12 protein-coding genes and 1 tRNA gene are annotated in these 13,187 nt (G+C 57.8%); 4 read left to right on the plus strand and 9 right to left on the minus strand.

What is annotated here, in order from left to right; all coding sequences use genetic code 11:
* Position 1 precedes the first annotated feature (1 nt).
* The 6 genes from metG to OOZ53_RS00220 all read right to left on the minus strand — a co-directional run bounded on the left by metG (position 2) and on the right by OOZ53_RS00220 (position 6,338).
* Positions 2-1,552, minus strand: coding sequence for a methionine--tRNA ligase (gene metG, locus OOZ53_RS00195; protein WP_271087255.1), 1,551 nt, complete (start codon positions 1,550-1,552; stop codon positions 2-4).
* Positions 1,553-1,636: 84 nt separating this feature from the next.
* A complete protein-coding gene (locus OOZ53_RS00200; protein ID WP_271087256.1) occupies positions 1,637-2,677 on the minus strand; it encodes a DNA polymerase III subunit delta' in 1,041 nt (346 codons plus the stop codon).
* A complete protein-coding gene (tmk, locus tag OOZ53_RS00205) occupies positions 2,674-3,354 on the minus strand; it encodes a dTMP kinase (protein ID WP_271087257.1) in 681 nt (226 codons plus the stop codon). Before tmk ends, OOZ53_RS00200 begins: the two co-directional genes overlap by 4 nt.
* A 371-nt stretch (positions 3,355-3,725) precedes the next feature.
* Positions 3,726-4,886 carry a D-alanyl-D-alanine carboxypeptidase family protein gene (locus OOZ53_RS00210; RefSeq protein ID WP_271087258.1) on the minus strand — a complete coding sequence of 387 codons (1,161 nt, stop codon included), beginning with the start codon at positions 4,884-4,886 and terminating at the stop codon, positions 3,726-3,728.
* A 95-nt stretch (positions 4,887-4,981) separates the two neighbouring features.
* Positions 4,982-6,076: a septal ring lytic transglycosylase RlpA family protein gene (locus OOZ53_RS00215; RefSeq protein ID WP_271087259.1), complete on the minus strand. Its 1,095-nt coding sequence runs from the start codon at positions 6,074-6,076 to the stop codon at positions 4,982-4,984.
* 91 nt (positions 6,077-6,167) lie between these two features.
* The gene (locus OOZ53_RS00220; protein WP_271087260.1) at positions 6,168-6,338 is read right to left on the minus strand and encodes a hypothetical protein; all 171 of its coding nucleotides are present in this window, start codon (positions 6,336-6,338) and stop codon (positions 6,168-6,170) included.
* A gap of 12 nt (positions 6,339-6,350) precedes the next feature.
* Between OOZ53_RS00220 and OOZ53_RS00225 the strand changes: the two genes are divergently transcribed.
* The 4 genes from OOZ53_RS00225 to OOZ53_RS00240 all read left to right on the plus strand — a co-directional run bounded on the left by OOZ53_RS00225 (position 6,351) and on the right by OOZ53_RS00240 (position 9,454).
* Positions 6,351-6,440: transfer RNA gene (locus OOZ53_RS00225), tRNA-Ser, on the plus strand.
* 173 nt (positions 6,441-6,613) lie between these two features.
* Positions 6,614-7,477 (plus strand): nitroreductase family protein, encoded by an 864-nt coding sequence (locus OOZ53_RS00230; RefSeq protein ID WP_271087261.1) that lies wholly within the window; start codon positions 6,614-6,616, stop codon positions 7,475-7,477.
* Positions 7,478-7,490: 13 nt separating this feature from the next.
* Positions 7,491-8,183 carry a nitroreductase family protein gene (locus OOZ53_RS00235; protein WP_271087262.1) on the plus strand — a complete coding sequence of 231 codons (693 nt, stop codon included), beginning with the start codon at positions 7,491-7,493 and terminating at the stop codon, positions 8,181-8,183.
* A 110-nt stretch (positions 8,184-8,293) separates the two neighbouring features.
* Positions 8,294-9,454 carry an alkane 1-monooxygenase gene (locus tag OOZ53_RS00240; protein WP_271087263.1) on the plus strand — a complete coding sequence of 387 codons (1,161 nt, stop codon included), beginning with the start codon at positions 8,294-8,296 and terminating at the stop codon, positions 9,452-9,454.
* A gap of 23 nt (positions 9,455-9,477) precedes the next feature.
* Here the strand turns inward: OOZ53_RS00240 and OOZ53_RS00245 are convergent, their stop codons facing one another.
* From OOZ53_RS00245 to OOZ53_RS00255, 3 genes are all read right to left on the minus strand, one after another.
* Complete coding sequence (locus tag OOZ53_RS00245) at positions 9,478-10,380, minus strand: hypothetical protein (RefSeq protein WP_271087264.1); 903 nt, start codon at positions 10,378-10,380, stop codon at positions 9,478-9,480.
* A 131-nt stretch (positions 10,381-10,511) separates the two neighbouring features.
* Positions 10,512-11,519 carry a 4Fe-4S dicluster domain-containing protein gene (locus OOZ53_RS00250; RefSeq protein ID WP_271087265.1) on the minus strand — a complete coding sequence of 336 codons (1,008 nt, stop codon included), beginning with the start codon at positions 11,517-11,519 and terminating at the stop codon, positions 10,512-10,514.
* A gap of 68 nt (positions 11,520-11,587) precedes the next feature.
* The gene (locus tag OOZ53_RS00255) at positions 11,588-13,138 is read right to left on the minus strand and encodes a S41 family peptidase (protein ID WP_271087267.1); all 1,551 of its coding nucleotides are present in this window, start codon (positions 13,136-13,138) and stop codon (positions 11,588-11,590) included.
* Positions 13,139-13,187: the final 49 nt, after the last annotated feature.

Below are 13,187 nucleotides of genomic sequence, written 5' to 3' on the forward strand. Positions count from 1 at the left end.
GCTACTCTGATTTTTCCTCTTCCACATAACGCGGAAAGACCGGCTGGGGCTTCGGAAGGGCCGCTCCGGATGTGAGCCGCCCTGCCCCGCCCAGCCTGTCGAAATCACGCTCGCCGGCGTCTATGGCAATGACATCAAGCAGCCTGGAAGCCGAATCCGGCATGAAGGGCTGACAAAGAATGGCAACCTGACGGATTACCTCCGCCGTCACGTAAAGCACGGTTCCCATACGCTCGGGATCGGTCTTCTTCAGCGCCCATGGTTCTTGGCTCGCAAAATAGCGGTTGGCCTCTGAAACGACGGCGAAGATGGACGCGAGTGCGCTGTGGACGGCTTGACGGTCCATTGCCGCGCGGGTCTCCTTCAGCAGAGCGTCTGCCGCGTCCAGCATGGCGCGATCCGCGTCCGACAATTCTCCGGGCTGCGGCACCTGGCCGTCGCAGTTCTTGGCGATCATCGACAATGAACGCTGTGCGAGATTGCCGAGATCATTGGCGAGGTCGGAATTGATGCGTCCTGCAATCGCCTCATGGCTGTAATTGCCGTCCTGCCCGAACGGAACCTCGCGCAGGAAGAAGTAGCGCACCTGATCGAGCCCGTAATGTTCGACCATGGAGAAAGGATCGACCACATTGCCGACCGACTTGGACATCTTCTCACCGCGGTTGAACAGAAAACCATGCGCATAGACGCGCTTCGGCAGCTCGATCCCGGCGGACATGAGGAAGGCCGGCCAGTAAACCGAATGGAAGCGGATAATGTCCTTGCCGATAATGTGGATGGCGGGCCAGTAGTCCCACAGGGGATTGTCGGTATCGGGATATCCGAGCGCCGTGATGTAATTCGTCAGCGCATCCACCCAGACATACATGACATGGCCGTCGGCGTCCGGGACCTTGATGCCCCAGTCGAAAGTCGTTCGCGACACCGACAGGTCCTTCAGGCCGGATTTAACGAACGAAACAACCTCGTTTCTGCGCGCATCGGGCCCGATGAAATCAGGCTGCTTTTCATAGAGCTTGAGGAGTCGATCCTGATAGGCTGACAGGCGGAAGAAATAGCTTTCTTCCTCGACCCATTCGACGGGCGAGCCCTGCGGTCCGTAACGAACACCGTCGTCCCGCAGCTCCGTTTCGCCTTCCTGGTAGTAGGCCTCCTCGCGGACGGAGTACCAGCCTGCATAGCTGTCCTTGTAGATGTCGCCGGCATCGACCATCTTCTGCCAGATTGCCTGACTTGCCTGGTGGTGGCGATCTTCGGATGTGCGGATGAAATCGTCGTTCGATGCGTTCAGCACCTCGGCCATGCGCTTGAATTCCGCCGCATTCCGGTTGGCAAATTCCTGGACCGGCAGGTCTTCCTTGCGAGCAGTCTGCAGCATCTTCTGGCCGTGCTCGTCCGTTCCGGTGACGAAATAGACGTCCTTTCCGTCGTGGCGCTGAAAGCGCGCCAGTGCGTCCGTTGCGATCAGCTCGTAGGCGTGACCGATATGCGGCTTGCCGTTGGGATAGGAAATAGCCGTTGTTATGTAAAAGCGGTTGGAGTCGCTCATTCGTTTCGTTTCATCTTTTCGGTTGTTGCGTAACCCATTCGGCTACAGGTTTGGTGCCGTCATACGGCAAAAAAAACACGCTGGCTATGCCGCCGGCATTCGAAACAGCGAAGAAAAGACGGACAGAACCGTTTGCTTGCGATCGAGATTGTAACCATCGGCGATGGCAAGGTTTTCCTGCAGCGCGCCCGCGGTCGAGGCCCAGTGGTCGGCGGCCGGCAGCCGTTCGGCCAATGCCGCTTTTCGGGCAAGGTCCACCACCTTGTCGAGCGCATAGCGACAGAAGAAGGTATAGGCCATTTCACGGTCCCTGGCGGTGAGTGAATCGGCCAGTGCGTGAATCTGGCTCCGCGAAGCCCCCTCGCCCGCTTGCAGGATTTGCTCGAAAGTCTCGGCGATTTCCAGGCCGCCATAGTTCAAGAGCAATATGGCGTTGGACAGGCTTCCGCCGGCGTTCTGCGCAACGGCGTCGATGATCGACGGGTCCTGGTGCGCGGTCAGGCCGAGATGGTCAAGACCCTGCTTTAACTGTTCCTGCGTGAGCGGTTCGAGGCGTACCGGCATGCACCGCGAGCGGATGGTCGGCAGAAGTTTGCCGGGTGCATGCGACAGCACCAGAAACAGTGTTTTCCTTGGTGGTTCCTCGAGGATTTTCAGGATCGCGTTCGCAGCCGAGCGGTTCATGTCGTCCGCCGGATCGATGATAACGATCCGCCAACCGCCGGTGCCCGAGGTCTGCGAAAGAAAATGTCCGGCGCGGCGCACCTCATCGACCGTTATGGCCGATTTGACGCGGCCTGATTTGACGTCCAACGGACGCGACAGGTGCAACAGATTATGGGAAGCACCGCCGGCCAGCTGTCGCAGAAGCGGAGAGCCGAGGTCGGGATCCTCCAGCGAATGTGGTGCCCGGTCCGCATCGGGATTGGTCAATATGTGGTAGGCAAAACGGTAGGCCAGAGTCGCCTTGCCGATCCCTTCCGGACCCTCAAGCAGCAAGGCATGGTGCAGACGGCCCGAACGGTAGCTTTCAGCGAGGAAATCGGCCACCGTCTCATGGCCGAAGAAGCGCGTGTTTTCCGCGGGCGGGATCGCGCCGTCCAGTATGTTCGTACCGCCACTCATGACGGTTCGGCTTCGGCGTGGTCGGCGCCGTTGGGCGTGTGGTCGCCCAGCAACGTGAAAGCCAGCTTCTCGATCTCCTGGGCAATGGCATCGGCCGGCTGGGTGCCATCGATCACCTTGCACCGTTGGGGTTCCCGGGCCGCAAGGTCCAGGAAAGCGTCGCGCCTCTTTTCCTGAACGGCCAGGGCTTCTTTTTCATAGCGGTCCGGCTTTATTCCCTGGTCGTCACCGCGTGCGCGGGCTCTTGAAAGGCCGACCTCGGCCGGAAGGTCCAGGATGATCGTCAGGTCCGGTATCATACCGTTGATCGCTATGCGTTCGAGCGACCTGATGAAATCAGGCTCCAGCCCACCGGTGACACCCTGATAGACGCGCGAGGAGTCCATGAAACGGTCGCACAGCACGATTTTTCCGGCCTCCACCTCGGGGCGGATCAGTTCCTCGACATGGTCGCTTCGCGCGGCTGCGAACAGGATGGCTTCCATGCGGACGCCAAACTCTTCCGCGCCGCCGGACAAGAGAACGTGGCGGACAGCCTCAGCTCCGGGCGAGCCGCCGGGCTCTCGCGTAATGACCACATCGTAGCCGCGCGCTTTCAGGGCTTCGGCGAGATACTGGATCTGCGTCGATTTGCCGGCGCCCTCGCCGCCTTCAAATGTTATGAAATGTCCCTTCAAAGAAGCCTGTTCCTAGCCGTTCCGGCACCGTTATTACGGGGCTTTTTATCACGCGTCCAGACAAACAAAGTTGCATAGGGTGCGTTAGGCTGTGGTGACCCTTTAACCTATGCGCCGGCGTGGCACATTTCGTTCCTGGCAAGGCGCGAAATGCGCCGCAGTGTGCGCCACTTCAAGCATTGCGCAACGACGTCCAGGGGCGAAATGTGCCTCGTCCCGTAGGGATTTTCCCGGATTTGCCCACGATCGGCCCATTCGTCGTCGAATATGCAACAGCATGTCCTTCCTCCTCATAAACCGATCCTGAACAAATCTGGACAAACCGGCACAAAGGTTAAAGGGTCACCACAGCCTAAGGCCCCGTGCGGTGTTTACAACCAGAACAGCATCAGTTCCTGGAGCGCATCGAAGGCGCGTTTGTGCAGCGGGCCCTTGGGAACTGCCTCGGCTGCGTAAAGCGGCGTTTGCTGGCTGAGCGTATCGCCGATCCAGACATTCAGCACGCCGACCGGATGTCCTTCGTCGACCGGCGCCGCCAACGGCCAGTTATAGACTATGCGCGCCTTCAGCCGGTCAGCATTGGTCACTGGCACGAATATATTGACGGGCCCGCCCGCCATCAGCGCCACTTTCGATTGTTCGCCACCATAGACGGAGGCGTTGCCGATGATCTCGCCCTCGGAAAACAGTTCGCGTTTTTCAAAGGAGCGAAGGCCCCATTCCAGGATCTTCCGCGCCTCTTCCGCGCGCTCCTTGATGCTGCTCATGCCGCTCATCGCGAGGAAGAGACGGCGACCGTCGCGTTCGATGGAACTGACAATGCCGTAGCCGGACTCCTCTGTGAAACCGGTCTTCAGTCCATCGACGCCGATATTGGCCCGCAGCAGAGGATTGCGGTTGCGCTGGAAAATCTTGTTCCAGGTGAAGTCCAGCTCGGAATAGATTGCATAGTACTCCGGATAGGTCTGCTGGATGTGGCGGGCGAGTATTACCAGTTCCCGAACCGTGACGCGCGCATCGGGATGCGGCAGCCCGGTCGAGTTGGCAAATACCGACTTCTCAAGCCCGAGGCTTCTTGCCCGTTCCGTCATCATCTCGGCGAAGTTGGTCTCCGAGCCTGCCATGCCCTCCGCGATGACAATGCATGCGTCGTTGCCCGACTGGACGATGACGCCCCGGATCAGATCCGCCAGCGGGATTGAGGAGTTGATTTCGGCAAACATCGTCGAGGTCCCGGACACCGCGCCTCCGGTTCGCCAGGCATTTTCGGAAACCTGAAATTCATCCTCGAGGGAAAGCCGGCCGATCTTCAGTGCGTTGAAGACCATTTCCATGGTCATCAGCTTGGCAAGCGAGGCCGGCGGAATGAGATCGTTCTCGTTCTTGGCGAACAGGACGGTGCCGGTCTCGGCTTCGATGAGATAGGCCTGCTTGGCCTTGGTCTCGAATATCTGCGCGGCGGCGGCGCCCGGCAAGATGATGACCGCAAACAACGCGGTTGCGAAAAAGAAAGCCCCGAACAGCCTGTTCATGAATCCCGAATCCCTGACTACGCAGTACCCCTGCACGGAAGGTTAGCAACCGTGCAGGCGCCGATCAACGACGATCCTTGCGAAGGGTTAAACGTTCAGAGATTTCTGCGCTTCCAGGAGGCGGCGACCATGTCGCCGGTCATCTGGCTGTTGCCGGAAAACAGTACGCGGAACGGCGTCCTGGACTGTTGTTCCACCCGCCTTTGCGCATAGGAAGCCAGCGCCGGAGAGGATCCCGGCGTGTTTCCGGCCAGTGCGGGGACATGAGAAGGACGTTCCCTGGGTACAGGCCCGAACCGGGGAAGTTCGATTTCGGCGATTGTCGGGAGCCTTCCGCCCTTGATCGCGGCATCGCTGCTTGGCGGCGCCAGTGAAACACTCGACGAACCTGCCGGGATAGCGGCGGATGCGACCCTGACTTCGTCGGTGTTGAAAACGCTGTCGGCGGGCTTCCTCGACCTGTTGAGTGCCAGCATCACCCCGGAACGGCCGGTATCGGTCCCCGGAATCGGCGTGCGGCGGCCGTCCTTTGTAAAGGATGCCATGAGGTAGCGCATGTCCTGGCCGTCCATGCGCGCCTTGCCGATATACTGCACACGGACCTTCGCGACACCTTCCTGCTTCATGTCAAGAATATCGGCGGTCTTGCTCGACACGTCGATGATGCGTCCCTTTGCGAACGGTCCGCGGTCATTGACCCGTACGATGACGGAGTGGCCGTTTTTCGTATTGGTGACGCGCGCATAGCTCGGAAGCGGGAATGTCGGGTGCGCGGCGGACAAGTGGTACTGGTCGTAAATCTCGCCATTGGCTGTCAGCCGGCCGTGGAAGTTCGGGCCGTACCACGAAGCATATCCGCGCTTGTCGTAGTCTTTTTCTTCCTTCGGATGGAACCAGCGTCCCTTGACCTTGTAGGGCTTTCCGATCTTGTAGGTCCCGCCGCCCTTGCGGACTTTCTTGGATGTCGTCACGCGCTTGCTGGCGGAAACGCCATAGTCCTTGGACGTGAACTTCGTCTTGTTGTTGATTTCAGCGCGGTTTTCCGGGTTGCCGCCACAGGCAGTCAGCGCGATGCCGGCGGAAATCACCAAACCGAAACGAAGGAAATGCGTCAGTGCGCCGGTTTTCGCGCGGTCGCGTCCCGGGCCGGATCTGGGTTTTGCAAAACCGTTTCGCATCAATTTTTTCATTCCGATTTCGCTGAACGCAGAACTGCTGAGGTTTACATACACCAAATAGGCTTGAATCCCAATGCCTTAATGGCGGAAATTGCATCATGCCTCAAAAGGCGCGCTGATGAAATCCTTTCAGCCCGTCATCATGGCCGTTTGACGGCATTTGAATCGAATACGTCCGATCTTGGTTAATGGCCGGTGAAAGCTTCGCCGACAAATCGCCCGCCTGACAATTTTTGCCGGGCGCCATCTTGAAAATCCCATCGACTTGTCGCAAGAAGGCGCGTCCGGAGGAGTGGCCGAGTGGTTGAAGGCACCGGTCTTGAAAACCGGCAGGCGGGAGACCGTCTCGTGGGTTCGAATCCCACCTCCTCCGCCAAAGTCTCAAGGGTCCGTTCCGGTCACAGAACTTCAACAATCCCCGCATTCAGAGGCGCGCGCTGACCACATGTCTCGTGTCGTTTCCGGAATTTTCCATTATCCTCATTGATCCGGAACGCCGGATTGCGCGTGCTTTGTGATTTTGCGATGCAAAGAACGGGAGGAAACCGCATGTCAGAACCACTTTTCCAGGACATCATTCGCAAGCGCAGAAGCGTACGCAAATTCGAACCGGGCCATCAGATTGGCCGGGATGTTCTGGAGCGGATCGTGGATTGCGGGCGTTGGGCCCCGTCCGGTGCCAATGTGCAGTGTTTTGACTTTATCGTCGTGGATCAGCCCGCACTGCGCGACAGGGTGACCGAGGTGTTCCTGCGTCAGGCTCAACGTTTGGTCGATCACGCCAAGGGCTTTCCGGCTGTCAAGAAAACTTATCTTGCCAACACGGTGGCAATTGTCATCGTTCTTGGAGATCCGCGCTGGAAGGTGTGCTTTCCGCAACCGACATCCAAAGGCTGGGAGGCAGAGTATCGCGACAACAACGAGGTGATTTTTCTGAATTCCATCGGCGCGGCCATTCAGAACATCCAGTTGGGGGTTGCCGCCGAAGGGCTGACCAGTGCCTGGTTGTCTGGCGGCGGTGAAGCGATCATCAACAAGGAATTGTCCAACGTGTTGGGATATCCTGAATGGATGCGCGCCTATGGCACGATCCCCATCGGCTATCCGGCCGCCACGCAAAACCGCCGATACCGCAGGCCGCTGTCGCAGTCGCTCCACTGGAACGGTTACCAGCCCATGCAATACCGCACCCATGCGCAGGTGGATTTCTATGAAAGCACACTGCGTCCCTTTGCAATGTACCGCGATGAGGAATCGCTGGACGCCTGGGATGACCGGGCCGAGAAGCTGGGCGATTGGGATGCGGCCTTCACATCCGATGTGCCAAACCCCGGCGGAAAGCTGGAACCCGAAGCGGATTTTTCCGCTCCGCGCACCACGGGGCAAGCCACAAAGCGCAGAACAAAAGACTAGGGACACAAAACAGATGTTTGCACGCGAGCATATCGAGTATGAAGCCGTGGATTTGCCCGACCGAGCCAATCTGACCGATGAACAGATGTTGGCGGCGGCCGAAGCATTCCATGACAAGATGAAGCGGCGCCACACGGTGCGGGATTATTCCACGCGGCCGGTCTCCCGGGAGGTGATCGAAAACTGTATCCGAACCGCGGGCACCGCGCCCTCCGGCGCAAACCACCAGCCCTGGCATTTCGTTGCCATCTCAAACCCCGAATTCAAAAAGAAGATACGGGAGGCCGCTGAAGAGGAAGAACGACGGTTTTATGATGGTGGTGCGGGGGATGAGTGGTTGAAGGCGTTGGAGCCGATCGGAACCAACGATGTCAAACCCCATCTTGAAGACGCGCCCTGGCTGATTGTCGTGTTCGCTCAGAAATGGGGGTATTTCGAAGACGGTGAGCGCTTCAAGAATTACTACGTTCCGGAAAGCACGGGCATTGCCACCGGTTTTCTGCTCGCCGCGCTGCATCACGCCGGTCTCGTGACATTGACGCATACGCCCAACCCGATGAAGTTCCTCACCGGTATGCTCGGTCGGCCCGAGCACGAAAAGCCGATTATGATCGTGGCGGTTGGTCACCCGAGCGAAGATGCCAAAGTGCCGAAAGTGGCAAAGATGAAGAAGCCTCTGGATGAAATCCTGACACTGGCGGAATGACGCCCGCACGCTCCTCTGATTTCAACCTCCACCGCAGCGCCCGTAAATCACGACACATCATTTATTCCTATGCTATCTTTCAGCCCTTGGGAGGCTGAGGGCATTCGGACATGATATTCGTCGCGGTTTCGAAGGACGGTGAAAACGTTTCGTATCACGACACGAAACGGCACCTTTGGTGGGCCTCCGTGCTGTCGCCCGCCGTGCCCGGACTGTCGGCGGCGATGCTTTCCTGGAGCGGGCAGCCGCTCTGGTCGCTCGTTCCCCTCGCCTTCTATTATCTGGCCGTTCCGCTTCTTGATATCGCCTTTGGCGAGGATATGAACAATCCGCCCGAGGCGGTCGTCGAGCAGTTGTCGCATGACAATTATTACCGGATGCTGCTCTTCTGCTCGCTTCCCGTTCTTTGGGGCAGCTTCCTGATCTGCGCGATCGTTGCAGCGACTGCGGACCTGCCGGCCTGGGCTTATGTGTCGCTGGCGTTGAGCGCCGGCGCCGCATCAGGCGGCGGTCTGGCCGTCGGGCACGAACTCGGCCACAAGCTGAACCTGCTCGACCAGTGGGGCGGCAAGTTGGTCTGCGCACTGACCGGCTACAGCCACTTCTGCATCGAACACAATCGTGGCCATCACACTTATGTGGCGACACCGGAAGACTGCGCCTCGGCCCGTCTGGGCGAAAGCGTCTACGGCTTTGCCCTGCGCGAGATTCCCGGTGCCGCGCTGCGCGCCTGGCGGCTTGAACGCGCGCGGTTGGAGAAGAAGGGCTACGGTTTCTGGAACGTCCGAAACGACATTCTCCAAGGCTATGCGATCGCCATCGCGGTGGCGATTGTGCTGATAGCCGCGCTTGGCTGGATCGTGCTGCCCTTCCTGTTGATCCACCATTTTGCCGGGTGGCTGCAACTCACCTTCGCAAATTATGTGGAGCATTACGGACTGAAACGGCAGAAGCGCGAGAACGGGCGTTATGAACCTTGCGCGCCTCGGCATTCTTGGAACACGAACCATATCGTGTCGAATCTGATGCTGTTTCATTTGCAGCGCCATTCCGACCACCACGCCAATCCGCTGCGCCCCTATCAGGCGCTTCGGGACTTTGAGGCGTTGCCGCGCCTTCCGAGCGGCTATCCGGGCTGCTTCGTGATGGCGGTTATTCCGCCGTGGTGGCGGCGCGTCATGGACCCAAGGGTGATGCGATGGGCCGATGGCGACGTGAATAAAGCCAATGTGGTTCCGGGCCTAGAGGGATGCTACGGAGCACAAGACTGACCATCAATCGAATTTGTACAAATTCACCGGAACTTCTTCTTTAAGTAGCGGAGTGTCGGATGATGCGACCAGACCTTAAGCCGCGGGCCGCTTGTCTGTATGTTGATGCCTAGCAAAATGCTGCGATAGGCGTTCCAGCAATATGCAACGGCCAGGAAAAAGCCGATTGCAATCAGGAAAGTGAAGAACATCTGCGGTCCATTCATATCCACGAAATAGTCAACCGCCGGATAACGGTCGGTTGCACAATCCGATATCTTCAGAACCAGATGTGAACCAATGCCACACCCGTTGGTTTCGTTTATGGCCGCGTAGAGTTTTGCAACGGTTACGACGATACCGATAACGGGAAGGAAGCAGATCGCGAAGTGTATGATGTATTTGTTCGCGATCCTTGACGCGCTCCGAAAAAATGGTGACGCGTTGTCCGAAATCGCTTTTACCGAGTGTACGCCACCATCCATAAGGGCGGTTACGTATTTGTGTTTTGTCAGCTTTTGTTTTGGGGTGTCGCCAACCCTGATTTTTATCAAAAAGGGCTTCTTGTTGTTCCCCTGTAGGATGGACAATGCCGTGATCAGGTTGTGCGTTTCGGACGACCTAAGCCTGGCCGCAGAGTAAGGAACGGAGAAGAATATCAGGAAAACCAGAACAGTGTACAAATAGGTTTTCAAGGGCAGCGGTACGCCGAAGAGCACGGGTTGTGAGGCGGAATGCGTCCCTGCTTCAGGAATCTGAATCATCGCCGTTACGAATATCAGTGCGAGACTGAAAACCCACAGGCGGGAAAAATACTTCTGGTGCTCGCTGTGTGCAGGAAGCAGTCGCTTTATGTACTCATCCGCGTCCACTTTCTCTGAGATGACGGCGTCAACGCTTAACGTTTTATCATTTTCATCCGCAATATCCGATTTTCGGTCAGACATGGGCCCCTTCCATTGGCCGTTGCGGCAAATACTCATCCGCCGCCCCGACCTGCAGTGATACATCTGTTACATTGAGTATAGATTGCAGTGGAAGGGCTACACAACCCAACAGTCTGCTTGCCGCCGCTGTTTCAGTCTGGCCGAAGCGACCCGCTCCGGTCAGTCAGCCGCCCCGCCCTGCGCGCCAATTTGTCGGCAAGCTTCACGCCGACACCCGGGCGGCTCCACGGGCATTCTGCGATACAGATGGCGCAGCCATGGGTCTCGTTGAAAAATGGCAGGCATTTGTCGAAATCGACATACCATTTCTGCTTGCCGCGAACGGTCTGTTTCTCCTCAAAGATTGCCTCTGGCGGGCATGCATCCTCGCAGATGCGGCAGTTCATGCAGAAATCGTCGAGTCCGAAAGGTTGCGGCGGTGTCGGTTCGAATGGCGCGTCCGTCAGCACCGCCGACAGGCGGAAGCTCGCGCCCATCTCTGGCGTGATCAATGAACCGTGCTTGCCGAGCTCACCGAAACCGCAGGCGATTGCCGGTGGAATGAGCGTGATCTTCCCGGCCATCGGGCCGGTCACAGGATCGGCATCCCAACCGGAACGCCGGAGCCAGCCGGCGATCGCCTTGGCGGCAAAGGCAGCCCGGCTGTACTGGCGCATGACCTCGGCGCCGGCGCGCGGCCTGGGCGCCTCGGATATCGCTTCGTAATTGTGCTGTACGCCAATGACGACGACATTCGAAAACGGTGTGTCCTGCCCATCGAAAAGCCAGTCGCGGTCAAGCGGCGTTGCGCCGACTTGCTCGCAGTGGCCGGCCGAGATGTATTGCTGCAGCGCTCCGGTCCAGTCGGCCGGTGTGCGTTCCACCCGCCGCTCCGACAGCTCCGGCAGCGGCGCGTCGAGGATCTGCTTGCGTGCGGCGCGCTCCGCAACGATTGCCGGCTCGTCCGGATTGACCGTATAGAACCAGCGCTGCAGCCGCCCGTGGGGAATCGCATCCGGATCAGGCGCCCAATAGACGATGTCGGGGCGCCGGAATTCCTCCTCGCCAAGTCCATTGACCTTGTTGCCCGAGATGGCAGGCGCGCATTCCATCTGCGCCGGATCGGGTGTGAATGGACGATACGGGTTTGGCTTCGGCATGGACCCAGTCTAAGGCATTTGAAACCTGTTTGCAGGATTTTGCTCGTGCCGGGCCACGATTGGCGGGTTCAGTTCCCGTTTTCGCGGGTTTCTTCGTAGTGCTTCAGGGCCGTTTTGAGGACGGCGGAATTATAGTTGCGGGCAATGCGATCCAAAGGTGAAACAATGATATCCGGGACGAGCGTGTGTTCCTCGTTGAAGCGGTTTTCTTTCGTGCGGAAGCAGATTGTCGGGATTCGTAACTGGAAGCCGGTATGTTCCAGCGTATAGGTGCCTTCGGCGCGTGCGCAGGATGTTACAACATTGGTTCCCGTAACACTGCCGACAATGGTGGCCTTTCTCAGCCTCTTCAGCGTTGCGGCCACCCTTATGGCGTTGGACCGGCTGCTCGGGCTGACAAGAACATAAATCTTCCCCTTGTAGTCCGGTTTTCCAAACGACCTTTTGCGGATTGGTGCCTTGCGCACACCGCCTTTCTTGCGGACTTTCCGGAAAAATCTGGCGTCCGACTTCCTCCGCTTTTCCGCCTCCTCGTCGAAATACTTGAAATTGCCGGGTACTTTTCGAGAGACGTCCCTGACATAGGCCTCGCTGAATACGCGATGAGCCCTTGGCAGGAGAAATGCCATCAAGTGCTGACCCGTGTGCGTTGATCCGCCGGGATTATCTACCAGGTCAAGGAATATCGCGTCGGGTCTGCGGTCGATAATATCGCGCATGATCAATTCCACGCCCTCTTCCGAACGCTCGAAATCCTTGAACGACCCGATGCCGACATAGGCCAGGTTGCGGCTGGTCGAATATCGGTAGTAGATGTCGGCGTCCCTGACCTTTATCAACAAACCATTGTGATGATCGAATTTCTGATCAACCAGGTCCCCCGTTATGATCTTCCTGTCCAATCTGAACTTGCGGGTCGACAGCATCCGGGTTTCCCAAGAAGCCGCGCGTTCGACTTCGCGGGTTTGAATGGTCTCTCTGTCAAGGCTGCGAGTCCTGACGTGATATTTGTCTCTGTCCCCGATCATAGCAGCGACAATTCTTGCATTGATTGGGAGGGTATCGTTCACATCGATGTGACTGTCTCGGCCGCAGCCGTCCATCGGAACCCGTTTTAATATGTTTGCGGCAATGGTCTTTCCCGACAAACCTTCGATCTCGAGAACTTCCTCTGCTTTTCCGCTCAGTACGATCCGCATATAGAGCTTCCCGCCGTTCACCATCAAAGGATATGTGAACCACGGCCAGCCTTGGGGGATCAGGTCCGTCTCGTTCGGATCACCGTAAATGACCTGGGTGTGTTCGTCGCAGACAAAGCCCACCAGCTCTGAAATTGCCATGTAGACTGTTTCGCGCGTGCTGCCGTCAGCGGCCGCAGTGACCAGTTCTTCGAAGAGTGTTTTGAGTTCTTTTGAGCTCTTGTGAGCGGTCAGGTTCGGATGCAGCTTCCTTAACAACTCATAGGTTTTTGTGAGGTCGGCTTTGTATTCTTCGCTTGAGTATGTTTCGACCCGATCCGCCGATGCCGGCCGTGTCAAATCACCCAAACCTGCGAGTAAAATGCCGCAGGCACAAAATAAGCTCAGAATGTGCCGTATTACGTATCTGTGGACAGACATGAAACAAGCGCCATCAACGCCTCCAACGATTTACCTGTGCCGATAATGC

The sequence above is a fragment of the Allohoeflea poritis genome (assembly GCF_027889715.1).
Classification (GTDB): Bacteria; Pseudomonadota; Alphaproteobacteria; order Rhizobiales; family Rhizobiaceae; genus Hoeflea_A; species Hoeflea_A poritis.